9 protein-coding genes are annotated in these 15029 nt (G+C 48.2%); 4 read left to right on the top strand and 5 right to left on the bottom strand.

The features are described 5' to 3' along the window. Nucleotides 1–50 precede the first annotated feature (50 nt). Complete coding sequence (locus D1627_RS05135) at nucleotides 51–4529, top strand: DUF7619 domain-containing protein (RefSeq protein WP_119431179.1); 4479 nt, start codon at nucleotides 51–53, stop codon at nucleotides 4527–4529. Continuing rightward, the gene (locus D1627_RS05130; protein ID WP_119431178.1) at nucleotides 4529–5143 is read left to right on the top strand and encodes a DUF1684 domain-containing protein; all 615 of its coding nucleotides are present in this window, start codon (nucleotides 4529–4531) and stop codon (nucleotides 5141–5143) included. The genes D1627_RS05135 and D1627_RS05130 overlap by 1 nt, the downstream gene beginning before the upstream one ends. Nucleotides 5144–5244: 101 nt before the next feature. Here D1627_RS05130 and D1627_RS05125 read toward each other — a convergent pair whose 3' ends face one another. The 5 genes from D1627_RS05125 to D1627_RS18430 all read right to left on the bottom strand — a co-directional run bounded on the left by D1627_RS05125 (nucleotide 5245) and on the right by D1627_RS18430 (nucleotide 9154). Continuing rightward, on the bottom strand, nucleotides 5245–5979 hold the full coding sequence (locus tag D1627_RS05125; RefSeq protein ID WP_119431177.1) for an EcsC family protein: 735 nt from the start codon (nucleotides 5977–5979) through the stop codon (nucleotides 5245–5247). 115 nt (nucleotides 5980–6094) lie between these two features. Next, complete coding sequence (locus tag D1627_RS05120; RefSeq protein WP_119431176.1) at nucleotides 6095–7123, bottom strand: MlaD family protein; 1029 nt, start codon at nucleotides 7121–7123, stop codon at nucleotides 6095–6097. 3 nt (nucleotides 7124–7126) lie between these two features. Next, nucleotides 7127–7900 carry an ABC transporter ATP-binding protein gene (locus D1627_RS05115; protein ID WP_119431175.1) on the bottom strand — a complete coding sequence of 258 codons (774 nt, stop codon included), beginning with the start codon at nucleotides 7898–7900 and terminating at the stop codon, nucleotides 7127–7129. A 9-nt stretch (nucleotides 7901–7909) separates the two neighbouring features. Beyond that, nucleotides 7910–8725 carry an MlaE family ABC transporter permease gene (locus D1627_RS05110; RefSeq protein ID WP_119431174.1) on the bottom strand — a complete coding sequence of 272 codons (816 nt, stop codon included), beginning with the start codon at nucleotides 8723–8725 and terminating at the stop codon, nucleotides 7910–7912. Between the two features lie 234 nt (nucleotides 8726–8959). Beyond that, nucleotides 8960–9154: a hypothetical protein gene (locus D1627_RS18430; protein ID WP_199688408.1), complete on the bottom strand. Its 195-nt coding sequence runs from the start codon at nucleotides 9152–9154 to the stop codon at nucleotides 8960–8962. Here D1627_RS18430 and D1627_RS05105 point away from each other — a divergent pair. Both D1627_RS05105 and D1627_RS05100 read left to right on the top strand, forming a co-directional pair. After that, nucleotides 9060–13436, top strand: a complete 4377-nt coding sequence (locus D1627_RS05105) for a PAS domain S-box protein (RefSeq protein ID WP_119431173.1) — start codon at nucleotides 9060–9062, stop codon at nucleotides 13434–13436. The two genes, D1627_RS18430 and D1627_RS05105, sit on opposite strands and share 95 nt — an antisense overlap. Continuing rightward, nucleotides 13433–14914, top strand: a complete 1482-nt coding sequence (locus D1627_RS05100) for a response regulator (protein WP_119431172.1) — start codon at nucleotides 13433–13435, stop codon at nucleotides 14912–14914. The genes D1627_RS05105 and D1627_RS05100 overlap by 4 nt, the downstream gene beginning before the upstream one ends. Nucleotides 14915–15029 lie beyond the last annotated feature (115 nt).

The following is a 15029-nucleotide window of genomic DNA, read 5'->3' as shown; positions in this document are numbered from 1 at the left end:
AATTTGCATATCTTTAGGCTGTCGAAATCATGCAAACCTACTTTTAGCCTATGAGAACAGCTTTACTGCTTACTTTAACCATTACTCTATTCATTCTCTGCTATGGTCACGCCCTTCATGCTCAGAATAGTAGTGCCGGAGCCAACCATGTTATTGGCAATAAGTTACTGACCCCAGAAGGTGTATTGGTTAGCAGCTCAGGAAATCTTTACATCGCTAACAGGTACCATGTTAGAATACTTGATAGTGAAGGTAATTTCATAAAAGATGCAATTAACACGGCCTACCCAAAAGTCGGGCAGTACAGATCGATTGCTTTTGACCAAGAGGAAAATCTTTTTGTGTGGAATGCCATCGATGGGATACTCACTAAGTATAACAAAAGTGGTGACAAGCTTTTCGAAGCGCGCCACACGATATCATACTACTCTTCTTCAGTAGTAGAAGGCATGGCTATAGACCCTGACGGGTATATTTACATTGCCAGAGCCAACGAAAATAAGATTTGGAAGTTTGACCCAAACGGGAATTACTTATTCTCATTTGAGAACGTTAAAACACCCGGGGCAATAGCGATTGATCCTAATGGTTTTATTTTAGTGGCTAACACAGGAAATAACGAAATCACAAAATTTAACAGTTCGGGAGAACTTATCGCTATTATAACAAAGCCTGGTAGCGAGTCGCAACCTTTTATAAAGCTATCAGGCTTAGCCGTTGGCAAAGATGGAAAAATCTACGCTGCAGATTCTGGCAACGCTACTGTTTACGCATTTGATGAGAATGGCCAATTAAGCTACAAGGTAAAGCTTACTGGGGTTATGAGCGAAGAACACATAGGCATTGGCCTTGACCATGCAGGCAATGCTTTTATTACCACTTCCGGATCTTTATCATTCCAACTTAGCCACGGCAATCTACTCAAAATCAATCCAAATGGCACTCAGGTAGATTATTTGATTAGCAATAATATTCAAGACAATATCCTGATCTCAGGGCAGGCAATTACCAACGATGGATTATACAGCCTACTATCAGACGGTTTTACAAAACAAATTCAGGTTTATAATAACCAAGGCATGAAAGTATGGAGTTTTGGAAAGAATGGGCCTGGCTCAAGCTTCGATCACCCCATCGAAAACATTACAGTTGGGCCGGATAACTCCATATACGTGCTTCATGGCATTGAAACAGCGCAGATCCAGAGATATACCCCAACCGGTAAATTTATCTCAGCCTTTGATGAAACTTTTAATAATCGTGAAGCTCGGCTGAAGTTTGGCCTGGATAATTACCTGTATGTATACAAAAATGGAAGTTTGTTAAAATATACACCCGAGGGTAAATATTTAACCAGCATCAACATTTCTGACTATAATGACAGCTACACTTACCCTGATTTTGCAGTGGACGAGCAAGGCAGTATCTATCTGGTTAAGTACAGATTTGGGCCGGAGCCCTTTACCTATACTTACCAGTTGTTTAAATACTCCAATATGGGTGAGTTTCTGTTTGAGTTTGATTTTAGCTCACTGGGTCGCTTCTCAGAAAGTAGAGTTCAAAGTGTAAGTGTTGCGAAGGACGGCAAAGTATATACTGCCGGTAGCGTTGTTAAAATCTTCGATACTGAAGGTAAATCTGTAGGGTTTCTACCTTATTTAGGCGATAGAATTGTAACAAGTGCGGACGGAAGCGCAGTTTTGGTTGGCTATTTCCAAAAAAGGCAACTAACTGTTTTTAACCGCGCTTCCAGTGGCAAATTTAATACTGTAACTGGTACAGTTTTCCATGATGTGGATTTATCTGGCAACCTGACCGCACAGGATATTATGCTTCCAAACATAATCGTTAAAGCAGAGCCTGGCCCTTATTTTGGAAAAACTGATTTGCAGGGCAAGTATAGCATTGATGTTCGCGAAAATGGTTCATATGAAGTAGAACAGATCTTGCCTAAAGCAACAGGCATGGAGATACAGCAACTAAACCCTGCCAATGCGTTACCTAATAATGTAAACTTTAAAGAACAAGGCAGCAGGGTTTCCGATGTTAACTTCGCCAACCAGGTCACCCTCTCCCCTTACCTCTCCGTTAGCCTTTCCTCCACGCGCCGCCGCCGCTGTTTCGAGAGCACTACCTCATTAAATTACAACAACAAGGGGTACGCACCTGTCAGCAATGCCAAAGTATACTTGCAACTACCCGAGCAGGTAGAACTGCTCTCGGCAGACAAGCCGTTTACGCAGCTGGCCAACGGCACCTATGTGTTTGAGGTAGGCACGCTGGCTGCTGGTACATCGGGCACTGTAACCATCCAGGACAAAGTAAAATGCGGCGATGAATCGTTCAGGGGTATGACCGTGTGCACCAAAGCCTGGATAACGCCACCGAATAACTACACGCCACCAGCAACCTGGGACCAATCAGAGATACGTGTGAGCGGCCGCTGCTTTTACAACGACGGTACTGCGCGCTTCGTGCTCAAGAACATGGGCCAGGGTAACATGAAGGATAGCCTGCAGCTACGCGTGTACCAGGATGCCACTCTGGCCATGGTGCAGAAGTATAGACTGGCCGCCGCCGACAGCATGGTGCTACGTGTGCCGGCACAGGGCCGCACCATTCGCGTTGAGGCCGACCAGGCTGCGGGCCACCCAACGCAAACCTTCGCTAGCGCCACTGTGGAGGCATGCCGCGTTATCGCGAACCGTGTACCGTTCAGCACTGGTTTTGTGAACGCCATGCCTACCAGCGACGAGGCCCCGGAAGTGGCCGAAGAATGCCTCACTATCCTCGACTCCTATGACCCGAACGACAAGCTGGTATCTCCGGTTGGCCTGACGGAAGCAAACTACACCGCCACGGGCACCGCGCTAAAGTATAAAATCAGGTTCCAGAATACCGGCAGCGATGTGGCTTACCGCGTGGTGGTGGTTGATACGCTCTCCGAGCACCTCGACCTGAGCACGCTGCAAGTAGGCGCAGCCTCGCATACTTACCGCTTCAATGTAAGCGGAAAGGGCAAACCCGTACTAACCTGGACCTTCGATAACATCATGCTGCCCGACAGCACTTCCAATGAGCCTGGCAGCCACGGCTACATCCAATTCAGCATCAAGCCAAAAGCTGATTTGGCAGAGAAGTCCAGCGTGGAGAATTTTGCCGATATCTTCTTCGATTTCAACTCCCCGGTGCGCACCAACACCACGGTAAACCGCATCTTCGATATGCCACTGGAAATTAACGAGGAAGCCAAGCTGAATGCCGGGCAGGTTATTGCCTCACCAAGCATCAGCGGCTTTGCACCTGCTGCCGGCAAGTTCGGAGCGGAGGTTATACTTACGGGCAGGAAATTCGCAGCAACAGCCGCCGACAACAAAGTATACTTTAACGGTGTGGCAGCCACGGTGCTAAGCGCTACCGCAGCTGAATTGAAGGTGCTTGTACCAACTGCTTCTATCAGCGGCACGGTTAAGGTACTAACCCCGGATGGAAGCGCAAGCTCTTCTGATGCCTTTGAAGTATACCAACCACCGGTAATTACAAGTTTCAGCCCGATAGAAGGCATTGCAGGAGCAAACGTGACGCTGCAAGGCCAACACCTGAACCCGGCGCTGCTCGAAAGTATAAAACTGGGTAGCCATGCGTGTGAGTTAATCAGTAACGACGGGCAAAGTCTCGTGGTTAAGGTCCCGGCCCAGGCAACTACCGGTACGTTTGAACTAGCTACCAAAGGCGGAAAGACAAGCACTAGCAACGCATTTGTAGTATGGCAGCAGCCTGGAATAACGGGTTTCAGTAGCCCACGCGCCAAGGTGGGTGCCACGCTGCAGATCAGCGGGCAAAACTTCGCTGCCGATGCCGCCCGAAACAATGTATACTTTGGCACAGCAGAAGCACAGGTTCTGGCCGCTACCACCACGCAGCTTACTCTTGCGGTTCCTGCTGGCGCCACTTCAGGCAACATCACCGTTCATACACCCGGAGGCACTGCCACCAGCGCTATTGCCTTTGAGGTGATACCTGCGCCAAGCATTACCTCGTTTAACCCGGCTCGCGGCAGTGTGGGTAGTGTTGTGGAGATAACCGGCCTTAATTTTGGCGTGCTGCAGGTACAAGATGAGATTAGTTTTAACGGCACAAAGGCACTGGTGCTGGCAGCCTCAGACACAAAGTATAAAGTTCAGGTACCTCGCGGGGCTGCCACAGGCAAAATAAGCATGTATGGCATAGGCGGCGAGGCAAGCAGCGCTACAGATTTTAAGGTGGAGGAATCAAGCCCTACAGAGTCGGTTGAACTATACCCTAACCCTACTACGGGACTGGTAACTCTCAGCTTTGTGCATGCCGATTTTGATTTGCAAAAGCTCCACGTGTTCAGCGCAACGGGCAGCCTTGTACAAACCATGGCCTTGCCGCAGCCGCGCCCCGAAAAGTTGGAGGTAAACCTCGAAACGGCCAAGCCAGGCGTTTACTTATTGCAACTGCAAACAGACCGCGGACTTATTGTTAAAAAACTCACAATTCTCTAATGAAACTAAAATTTATACTCCCATTGGCCTTACTGTTAAGTGGTTTTGCCGCTTTGGCCCAGGAGCAAGCCAAACCCGACTGGAAGCACGAGGTGGCCGATTTCCAGAAAGAGCTGAACGAGGAGTTCGGCGACCCGGGCCGGTCTCCGTTGCCAAAAGCTGCACTTAAAAAGTTTGAGGGGCTGGCCTTTTTTCCGGCAGACAGTAGCTATCGGCTCGAAGCAGAATTTATCCGGACGCCGAACCAGCTGCCTTTCGAGATGCCGACTACCACCGGCAGACAAGCCGTGTACGAGAAGTACGGCGAGGTGCATTTTAAGCTGCAGGGCAAGCCATTTGTGCTGAATGTGTACCAAAGCCATACATTGCGCGCCCGCGAAGGCTACCATGATTACCTGTTTCTGCCTTTCACCGATGCCTCCAATGGCGATAGCAGCTATGGCGGCGGCCGCTACCTCGATCTGCGCATTCCGGCAGACAATACCATCACCCTGGATTTTAACAAAGCCTACAACCCGTTCTGCGCCTACAGCCCGGTATACTCCTGCCCTATTCCGCCCAAGGAAAACCGGCTACCTATTCAGATTTTAGCCGGCGTTAAGAGCCCCAAATAATGGTATAAAGCTCTAAATGTGATCCTTAAAAAGCGAAGACACCGGTTACCATTTGGGCGACCGGTGCCTTTTCTAATTTTAGGCGTAAATATTGATGATCCTTACCGAAGCAAGCCTTCCTCCTTCCAGCGCATACGGTAGGCGTTTATGGCAGTATCTGCCAGCTTGCCCATGAGGCGGTAGTTTACCACAAAACCCACTGGTGCACCCAGCAACGGGATCATCTGGGCCATTTTTGCCAGGTCTATGTAATCGCGGTACTCTTGCTGTAGGCTGCGCCAGTTAAACTGATTGATATCCTCCGGTAGCTGCTGCACCTGCGTTTCCCAATCCTGAATGTGTTTGTATACTTTGCGCCGATGCTGTTGCGAGCTAAACGCTAATTCAAAGATATGCAGCACGTATACCCGCTCGCGGTAATCCTTTACATCATAGCCATAGATGGCCGCTACATCATATAGAAGCTTCAGCTTTAAGCCGAGCAGCAACGGGAAGTCAACCAGGCCAAGAAGTATGCCCCCTGCACCCGTCACGCCTCCTTCCGCTGCTGCTGCATGGCGGTAATACTTAACGCGCTCCCGCACCTGAGCCTCTCGCACCAGCAGATCGGTTTGCGCCATGGGTTTAGGTGCCACGTAGCCCGCCCCAAACAATACCCCCCGAATCATGTGTTTTATGGCTGTAGTTATAGCCTGGTGCACCTTCTCCGGGATAAAGCTGTTGAGCTTTACCTGAGCCTTCTGCGCCAAAGCATTCATCAGGGATGGGCTGCGCTGCATTTCCTGCTGCCAAACATTTAGTTCATAGAGCGCATGTGCTTCGTAAGGAGTAGACATTGTCTGAAATAAGCCGGATAAGTATGGATTTTAAGATACGCAGCAACTCCGTATAAGCTACGTATAATCATCTAACTACTAACAAAAAAGCCAGCAACGTGCTGGCTTTTCTTACTTACTGGTTTTGTTGCTGTTCCTTTAGTTCCTCGGCTTGCTCAGCGGCTTCTTCGGCTGCTTTCTCGGCTTCTTTTTCGCGTTTCCTGAAAAAGCCCCTAAACAGGATATTGCTCTGAAGCGCTTCCATATTCTCATCAAACTTGGCTGAGCTCGTAGCCAGGTTTTGCATGGTGCGCTGCAATTGGTTGGCAAATTGCTGATCCGATAGAAGCACGCCCATGGCATTGTTTTCGTTGTTCAGCTTATTGCTTGCTTCCTGCAAGTTCTGGGTCATGGCTGATGCCGATTTGGTGGCTTCCTCCAGCTGCGCCATAGATGCCTGCAGCCTGTTAAACACTGTCGTGTCGGTGAGCAGCTCGTTTGTCAGGCTGCCTTTGGTGTTCAGGTTGTTTGTAAAACGAGTCAGGTCGCGGGAGGCGCGCACCGTGTTCACGGATGTTTGCTCCAGGCTGGCCACCAGGTTCTTAAAGTTCAGGGCAAGTGTGGAGTCTGTTAGCAGTGTGCCGATGGTGCCCTGCCCTTTTACCAAACGATTACTAATCTCGCTGAAGTTGCCTGTAATAGTGGCCAGGTTTTTATTGTTTTCCTGCAGCGTCTTCATGATGTCATCAGTGTTCAGGTTAGCTTCCGAAGCCAGCATGGCGCCGTCTTCCACCATACCCGAACTGGCTGTTCCTCCAAAAATCTCGATAATTTTGTTACCGATGAGGCTTTCCGAGCTAATGCGCGCCTTTGAGTTCTGGCGGATATACTTTTGCGCCTCCTCTTCAATGCTCATTACCACCTGCACCTGGGCATCCCCGTAAAACTCGATTGCTTTAACAGTCCCCACCTTCACACCCGAGAACCATACATTGTTTCCAATCTTCAGGCCTTCCACATCCTCAAAAACAGTTTTAACAGTGATGCTCTGGATAAATTTTTTCTGCTGGCCACCCAGGGTCAGGATGCCTACCACAAATATGACAATAGCAACCAGGACAAAAATCCCGACCATGATAGCACGTTTATTTTCTGCAGTATTCATTGCTTAGTTTACAAAGTTGTAATCGTAAAACATTTTAACACGCTCATCTTCGGTGTTAAACACTTCCTCAAAGGTACCCTGACGCTGAAACTGGCCATCCAGCAGCATAACCATGCGGTCGCCGACGGAGCGGGCGCAGGTAAGGTCGTGGGTGATAATGATAGCCGATGTGTTGAAGCGCTTCTGCACTTCGTTTATCAGGCTGTTGATCTCCATACTTGTTATAGGGTCCAGGCCGGCTGTAGGCTCATCGTAGAGCATTATTTCCGGTTTTAGGATAAGCGTACGAGCAATACCTATACGCTTGCGCTGCCCGCCTGATAATTCCGAAGGCATCTGGTTCATAGATTGCAGCAGGCCAACAGCCTCCAGTACCACATGTATCACGCGGTCGCGGTCGGCTTTGGTCATTTCCTTTGCGTGGCGTATCAACGGGAATTCCAGGTTTTCGCGTACCGTCATACTATCGTAAAGGGCACTGTTCTGAAAAGAGAACCCTATCTTCAGGCGTAGCTGGTCCAGTTCTTTCGGCTTTAGTTTGTCCACCTCCTTGCCCAGCACTTTTACCATGCCCTCGTCAGAGCCAAGCAGGCCAGAAATAATCTTGATCAGCACGGATTTACCGGTGCCGGAACGGCCCAGCACCACCAGGTTTTCGCCTTGGTACAAATCCAGATCCACGCCTTTCAGCACCTCAAAATCATCGAAAGCCTTTTGCAGGCCCCGAATCTCTATAACCTTATTCTCCTTGTTTATCTTTGGATTTAGTTTCTTCATACGCTCAACTTACATCGCTCTTAGTAAGTTTATTACCTGCAAAGCCAGCAGCTCCTCTATAAAGACCATAAACATGGCCGTTACTACCGATGAGTTTGCAGCCTTACCTACACCTTCTGTGCCCTTAGAAGAATAATACCCCTTATAGCAGCCCACCATACCAATGGTAAAGCCAAAGATGAACGACTTAATGATAGAGGAGAACACATCCAGGAAAGTGATGGCATCGAAAACCTGGGTAATGTAGGTCGTAAAGCTTGTAAGCTCGTTCTGGCTCACGTTCAGATACGCACCCATTAGCGCCACCAGGATGGTATACATCGCCAGTGCCGGTATCATGAGTGTTGTGGCTATCACCCGTGTTACCACTAAAAAATTAAAAGGGTTTGTGGCCGAAACCTCCATGGCATCAATCTGCTCGGTTACGCGCATAGAGCCCAACTCAGCGCCAATGTTAGAGCCTACACGCCCTGCAGCAATCAGTGCCGTAACCAATGGGGCAAGGGCCCGCACGATGGCAATGGAAACAAGCGAGGGCAACCAGGAAGCAGCTCCAAACTCAGCTAGCGAGGGCCTGGATTGGTTTGTAAATACAATGCCGATAATGAAGCCTGTTAGCGAGATAAGCGGTAACGACCGAACCCCCACCTCGTAACACTGCCGCACAATTTCCTTAAACTCATAGGGCGGGACTAGCACCTCTTTAAAAAAGCGAACATGGAAAGCGTAGATGTTATACAATTCCAGAAAAAGGCGGTCCAGCCTGCGTGTCAGGAAATACCTGCGCTTTGTTCCCGTGTCTGCCTTATTGTCTTGTAATCCCATTAAAAGTATTTGTTCAGTATTTACCGCAAACTTATCACGTATAGCTTTACGGAAGGCTAAAATTAAAAATTAAAATATACTTTAACGCATATTATACATTTAAGTACCCATGCTTAAAGCGTAACAGGTTTTCGGTGTTCTGTGTTTTGCGCCATAATTTGAATCCTAAACCAAGGTTAAAACATTAAAACCCATTATTCTTAGCCGCGTTGCATAATTCCTAAAAACACCCTGTTATTTTTCAACTTTTTGAACATTTGAAAGAGCTTTTGCTTTAAAACCCTGCCTAATACTACCCATTTTTTTATCTTTATAAGAAAATAAATCTCTTCTTATGTCGCCTTTCAGAGCCGCAACCGGTGATCTTCTCTTTAATTCATTATTTGATAACGTTGGCGTTGGCATTGCCATTGTAGGATCAGAGGGCAAACCTAACAGGGTTAACGGTAAGCTTGTTACTATGTTAGGCTATACAGCCGCCGAGCTAGTAGAAATGCCATTCAAAGAGTTTACCCACCCGGACGATGTTGAAAAGGATGTTAATCTTTTTAACGATTTAATAGGCGGCAACCTTGGCTTTTATGAGATCGAGAAAAGGTACATCCGTAAAGATGGCAGCGAATTTTGGGCACTATTGACCGTATCGCTGGTGAACCAGGGGCCCAATAGTGACTTGGCCATTGCCTTGGTGCAGGATATTGACAGCAGAAAGCAAGCCGAGTGCGCCCTAAACCAAAAGCAGCAAGAGCTTAGCCACTTACAGCAGCGGCTCGAAAACCTTATGACGGCAAGCCCCGCCGTTATTTATGCCCTGGATATCTCAAATACAAGGCGCTTTACCTTTATTAGCCAGGATATAGAGAAAATATCAGGCTATACCCGTGCCGAAGTTATTGCGCATCCAAACTGGCTAAACTCTGTGCTGCAGCCAGCAGAAAAAGACAGCAGGGCAAGAAAGATTAAGCGGTGGCTGGATAAAGGTGCAACGGGCGTACTTACCCTCACTTACCGAATTACCTGTAAAGACCAAACGCTTAACTGGGTTGAGGACCGCCTGGCCGCCGTAAAGGATGATGATGGCAACTTCCTGGAATTGGTCGGTGCCCTTTCTGACATTACAGAGAGCATGAGCGAAAACGAGCAGCTCACGTCCATTGCCCACAACGTGCCGGGCATGATCTATAAATACCGCATCCGGCCCGATGGCACGGCCCACTTCCCTTACTCCAGCGATGGCATTAAGCAGATATATGGTGTTACACCGGAAGAGGTAAAAGAAGACGCCAGCATTGTGCTCCAAAACATACACCCCGATGATTTTGAGCGCGTGTCGATATGCATTATGGAGTCTGCAGAGACATTAAACCGCTGGAAAGACACTTTCCGATACTGTATGCCTGATGGCCGTATTATCTGGCTTGACGGTAGTGCCACTCCTAGCCGGCAGGCAGACGGAAGCGTTTCCTGGTACGGCCATATTCGCGACATCACCGACCGGGTAGAGCGTGACCGAAGACTGCAAGAAAGTGAAGAGCGGTACCGCGACCTTTTCGAGAACGCGCCCATGCTGATCCAAATGGTGCAGGAAGACGGCAAACTGCAGTTTGTAAACCGCGCCTGGCAAGACACACTTGGTTATACCAAGGATGAACTCCCCGAGTTGGATCTCTTCCAAATCATACATCCGGACTGTGCAGCACATTGTAAGATGCTCTTTAATCGCCTGCTTAAAGGTGAGGAGATCCCTAGTTTTGAGGCCCAACTTATCACCAAAAGCGGTGAGAAAGTACTTGTTGAAGGAAACACGTCTGGCATTTACGAGAATGGAAAGCTCATTTCTTCCCGAACTATCTTCCATAACATTACAGAGCGTAAAAAAGCAGAAGACGCCTTAAAGTTAAGCGAGGAGAAATACCGCCGTATTTTTGAAAACATCCAGGACGTTTTCTACCAAACTGATGCAGAAGGCGTAGCCACCGAAATCAGCCCATCTATCTTCCGGAACTCCGGCTTTACCCGCGAGGATGTATTGGGCAAGTCTTCTAGCTTTTTCTACTACGATGAAAGCGAGCGCGATGAGCTTACAAGGCTCTTGCAGGAGCGCGGTGAGGTGATAGACTTTGAGGCCAGGTTACAAACTAAGGATGAACGGGTAATTTATACTTCCATTAATGCACACCTGATCTGGGACGAGAACGGAAAAGTTGTTGGCACAGAAGGAAGTATGCGTGATATTACAGAACGCAAACGTACCGAGGCAGCCTTGCTGCAGAGCAATGAGTTGCAGCGCGTTCTGATGAAACTGGCTACCGATTTCGTAAACATCCCCTTGGGTAAGCTCGACGATGCGATCAATTTTGCCTTAGAGGAGACCGGCTCCTATGCCGAGGTAGATCGCGCCTACGTATTCAGGTATAGTTTTAACGAGCAGACAGTATCAAACACATATGAGTGGTGCGCCCCAGGAATCAGCCCGCAAATCCACAACTTGCAAACCTTACCGCTAGCTATTGCACCTGAAATGGTAAAAATGCACCGGGAGGGGAAGGCTTTTTACATACCCGATACACAAGAGCTGGACTCAGGATTACCGCTGAGGCAACACCTGATATCACAGGACATTAAAACGTTTATCACCGTGCCTATGATGAATGGCTCGGAGTGCCTGGGCTTTATCGGGTTTGATTCTGTGCTGCATAACCGCCAGTGGCAAGAACGCGAGTTGAGCTTGTTGACTGTACTTGCCGAGCTGCTGACCAACGCAGAAAACCGCCGGCAGACTGATCTCGCGTTAAACGAAAGTATAGAGCGCTTCCGTGGTCTCTTTGACCTGAGCCCTGTTGGCATCGCGCTTAACGATTTGTACACTGGCCAGTTTGTGGAAGGCAACAATGCTCTACTCCATAGCACCGGCTATACCTGGGAAGAGTTATCACAGCAAAAATTTAAAGACATTGCCCACCTTGACGGTGAGTATGAGGAGCTGCTTTTTCATAAGGCCCTAAACCATAAGTATACCTATGGCCCCTACGAAAAGGAGCTTATCCGTAAAGATGGAACCAGTATTCCAGTGTTGGTGAGCGGGATGGTTTTCCGGGATAAAAATGGCCGCGAATTACTATGGTCCATTGTTCAGGATTTTACGGAAATAAAAGAATACCAGTCGCAGTTGGAAACGGCGCTGGAGTATAATAAGCGCGCGAACAAGGAGCTGCTGGTAGCAAAAGAAGAGGCAGAAGACGCGAACCGTGCAAAAAGCGAGTTCCTCGCTAATATGAGCCACGAGATCAGAACCCCGATGAACGCAATTCTTGGCTTCTCCGAGATATTGCTGAACACCACTTCAGATACCATCTCCAAAGAATACTTGCGCACTATTTTGTCGAGCGGCAAAACCCTGCTTAGCCTGATAAACGACCTGCTCGATCTCTCTAAAATTGAAGCAGGCCAACTTGCCCTTGACCTGGAACCTGTAAACCTGGAGCATGTGCTGGAGGATATCCGGATGATGTTCTTGCCAGCGGCGGAAAATAAGAATATCGGCATACAAATCAGTATTGCCTCTAGCTTGCCTAAATCGCTGGTCCTGGACGAGATTAGGTTGCGCCAGATACTTGTTAACTTGGTCGGAAACGCCATGAAGTTTACACATAATGGCTTTATAACCATTGAGGTATCCATTGAGAAGATCAACCCTGAAAAGCACCAGTATGACTTATCAATAAGCGTTACAGATACAGGCATTGGCATAGCACCTTCCGATCTGAGCATTATTTTCGACATGTTCCGGCAGGCAAAAGGTGTAAGCGTGAAGCACTATGGCGGAACAGGTTTAGGCTTGGCCATTACGCGCAGACTGGTAGAACTAATGGGCGGCGAAATTGCAGTAAGCAGTGAGTTGGGCAAAGGCTCCAGCTTTAAAGTGCTCCTCCATGACATAGAGTTTCTGGATATCGATGTCTCTCATGACGAGCAGTATAATTGGAGCACAGCAAAGGTTCAGTTCTTCCATCCTACTATACTTGTCGTGGATGATATCACGCACAACGTGCAACTTGTGCGCACCTATCTGGCCGAGTATGACATTAATCTGTTAGAAGCTAACAACGGGCAGGCAGGGCTACAGATGGCTCAGCAACACCAACCCGATCTCATACTTATGGACTTGCGCATGCCTGTGATGGATGGTTATGATACCACTACTGCCCTCCGATCAATTGCCGAGACAAAGGATATTCCTGTTGTAGCGTTTACTGCCTCTATACTAAAGCAGGATGAAGATATGGTACGTGAGCATTTCGACGGATTCTTACGCAAGCCTGTGCATAAAAGCCAGTTACTGAAAGAACTTACCGCACACCTGCCACACCATTTGGAGGAGCAGGAAGAAGCCAACGCTAAAGCCCCCGCCCCTGATGACCTAACTGGCCTTACCCCCGACCAGAGAGACGCGTTACGCCAGCACTTACACATTATTGAGGAGAAATATGCTGTTCCGGCTGCCGAGCTTGCCGAAATCATGGACCTGGATGCCATCGCGGATCTGATAAACGGCCTGAAGTTATACATGGAGCAGCACGAGTTGTACCATTTCCTGGAAAGCCATGTGGAGTTACTCTCGCAGGCATACAGCAGCTTTGATATTGAACGCATGACGCAACTACTAAATGACCTGAAAACTCGTGTGAGACAAACCAAAGAGAAGCTATGAACAGAGCAAATATATTATCCGAGCAACGCAAGAATGTAAGTGTTGTCCTGATCGTGGATGACCAGCCCAAGAACCTGCAACTTGCCGCTTCGGTGCTGAATGCCCACTATAAACTCTTGCTGGCCGATAGTGGCCCCAAGGCCATAAAGATTGCCACCGAAAAGCAACCAGACCTCATTCTATTAGATGTGATGATGCCTGGCATGTCGGGTTACCAAGTATGTGAGCAGTTAAAAAGCATGCCTTCCACCGCTGATATTCCGATCATTTTCCTGACAGCCAAAAGCGAGGAAGAGGATATTCTGAAAGCCTTCGAGGTTGGCGGCGTAGATTACGTAACCAAACCATTTAAAGCCAAAGAGGTACTGGCGCGCATTAAAACTCAGATTGCCCTGCGCCATGCGGAAAAACGGCTCCGCCAGGTCATAGACTTAGTGCCTTACCGCCTGTTTGCAAAAGACTCTGAGGGCAATGTGATAATGGCGAACAACGCCACTGCCGCCTTCCATAATACCAGCGTAGAAGTGCTTTTAGGCAAGCCGGAACCAGATTTACCTGATGGGGCGCAATACATCACACCCCAAGAAGACGATCCATTCCAAGACTCGACCTGCGAGGAAAAGTTGCAACTCAACAACGGCACCAGTCATTTCTACCAGACTACTAAACTGCCTTTTACTTTCTCAGGTACCGATAAGCCCGCACTTCTGCAATTGGCTGTAGATGTAACAGCGCTAAAAGAGCAGCAAAAAGAGATAAGTGCCTTGAACAATCGCCTGATGCAGCATAACAATTATAAAGATAAGATGCTGTCAATCATTGCTCATGACCTGAGAGGGCCGTTGGGTAGCACTGTGGCTTTGTTGGAGCTAATCTCTAAAAACGAGAAGAAGCTGAGCAAAGATAAGATTGTGAGCTATGTAGAGAAGCTAAAAGATAGCACAGGCAACTCGCTTGAGCTACTGAATAACCTACTGCTCTGGACGCAAAGCCAGTTTGAGCGTGTTAGATTTGAGCCTGTGCCGCTAGCACTGAAGCCCGAGTTACACAACGTACTGAAGCCTTTGCGCCAGCAAGCAAGCCAAAAAGGCGTGCAACTAGACGATAAGGTGCCAGAGGGCATCGTAGTTAACGCTGACACTGACATGCTCCAAACGATTTTACGCAACCTGGTTTCTAACGCTATCAAATTCACCCCCTCAGGTAGGAACGTGTATATAGCCGCGCGGCAGCAAGGCAGTATGGCAAGTATAACCGTTACAGACGAAGGCATAGGCATACCCGAGGATAACCTGCAGAAACTCCTGAAACGAAGCCATGAGAGCGTCTCTACCTTTGGCACGAACAATGAAAAAGGCTCCGGCCTAGGCCTAAACTTGTGCATGGATTTCGTGGAAAAGCATGGCGGCAGAATGACTATAAGCAGCCAGGAAGGTGAAGGAAGCACATTTAGCTTTACAATACCTATAGCACACTAAGCATGCCTATGATAAAATTAAGGGCTGGACTTTAACTCCTCATTACTAGCAGGGCAACAAGTATAAATTTCATTGGGCTAAGTATAATACTACCTTATGGGGCATTCGCCACGTA

Origin of the sequence: Pontibacter oryzae (assembly GCF_003576375.1) — a bacterium.
Lineage (GTDB): Bacteria > Bacteroidota > Bacteroidia > Cytophagales > Hymenobacteraceae > Pontibacter > Pontibacter oryzae.
Note: the sequence above shows the minus strand (reverse complement) of the source record. Positions and strands in the feature narration are given on the sequence as shown.

Coding starts and splice junctions, on each gene's coding strand:
- D1627_RS05135 (WP_119431179.1), top strand. CDS start 51: ATGAGAACAGCTTTACTGCTTACTTTAACCATTACTCTATTCATTCTC.
- D1627_RS05130 (WP_119431178.1), top strand. CDS start 4,529: ATGAAACTAAAATTTATACTCCCATTGGCCTTACTGTTAAGTGGTTTT.
- D1627_RS05125 (WP_119431177.1), bottom strand. CDS start 5,979: ATGTCTACTCCTTACGAAGCACATGCGCTCTATGAACTAAATGTTTGG.
- D1627_RS05120 (WP_119431176.1), bottom strand. CDS start 7,123: ATGAATACTGCAGAAAATAAACGTGCTATCATGGTCGGGATTTTTGTC.
- D1627_RS05115 (WP_119431175.1), bottom strand. CDS start 7,900: ATGAAGAAACTAAATCCAAAGATAAACAAGGAGAATAAGGTTATAGAG.
- D1627_RS05110 (WP_119431174.1), bottom strand. CDS start 8,725: ATGGGATTACAAGACAATAAGGCAGACACGGGAACAAAGCGCAGGTAT.
- D1627_RS05105 (WP_119431173.1), top strand. CDS start 9,060: ATGTCGCCTTTCAGAGCCGCAACCGGTGATCTTCTCTTTAATTCATTA.
- D1627_RS05100 (WP_119431172.1), top strand. CDS start 13,433: ATGAACAGAGCAAATATATTATCCGAGCAACGCAAGAATGTAAGTGTT.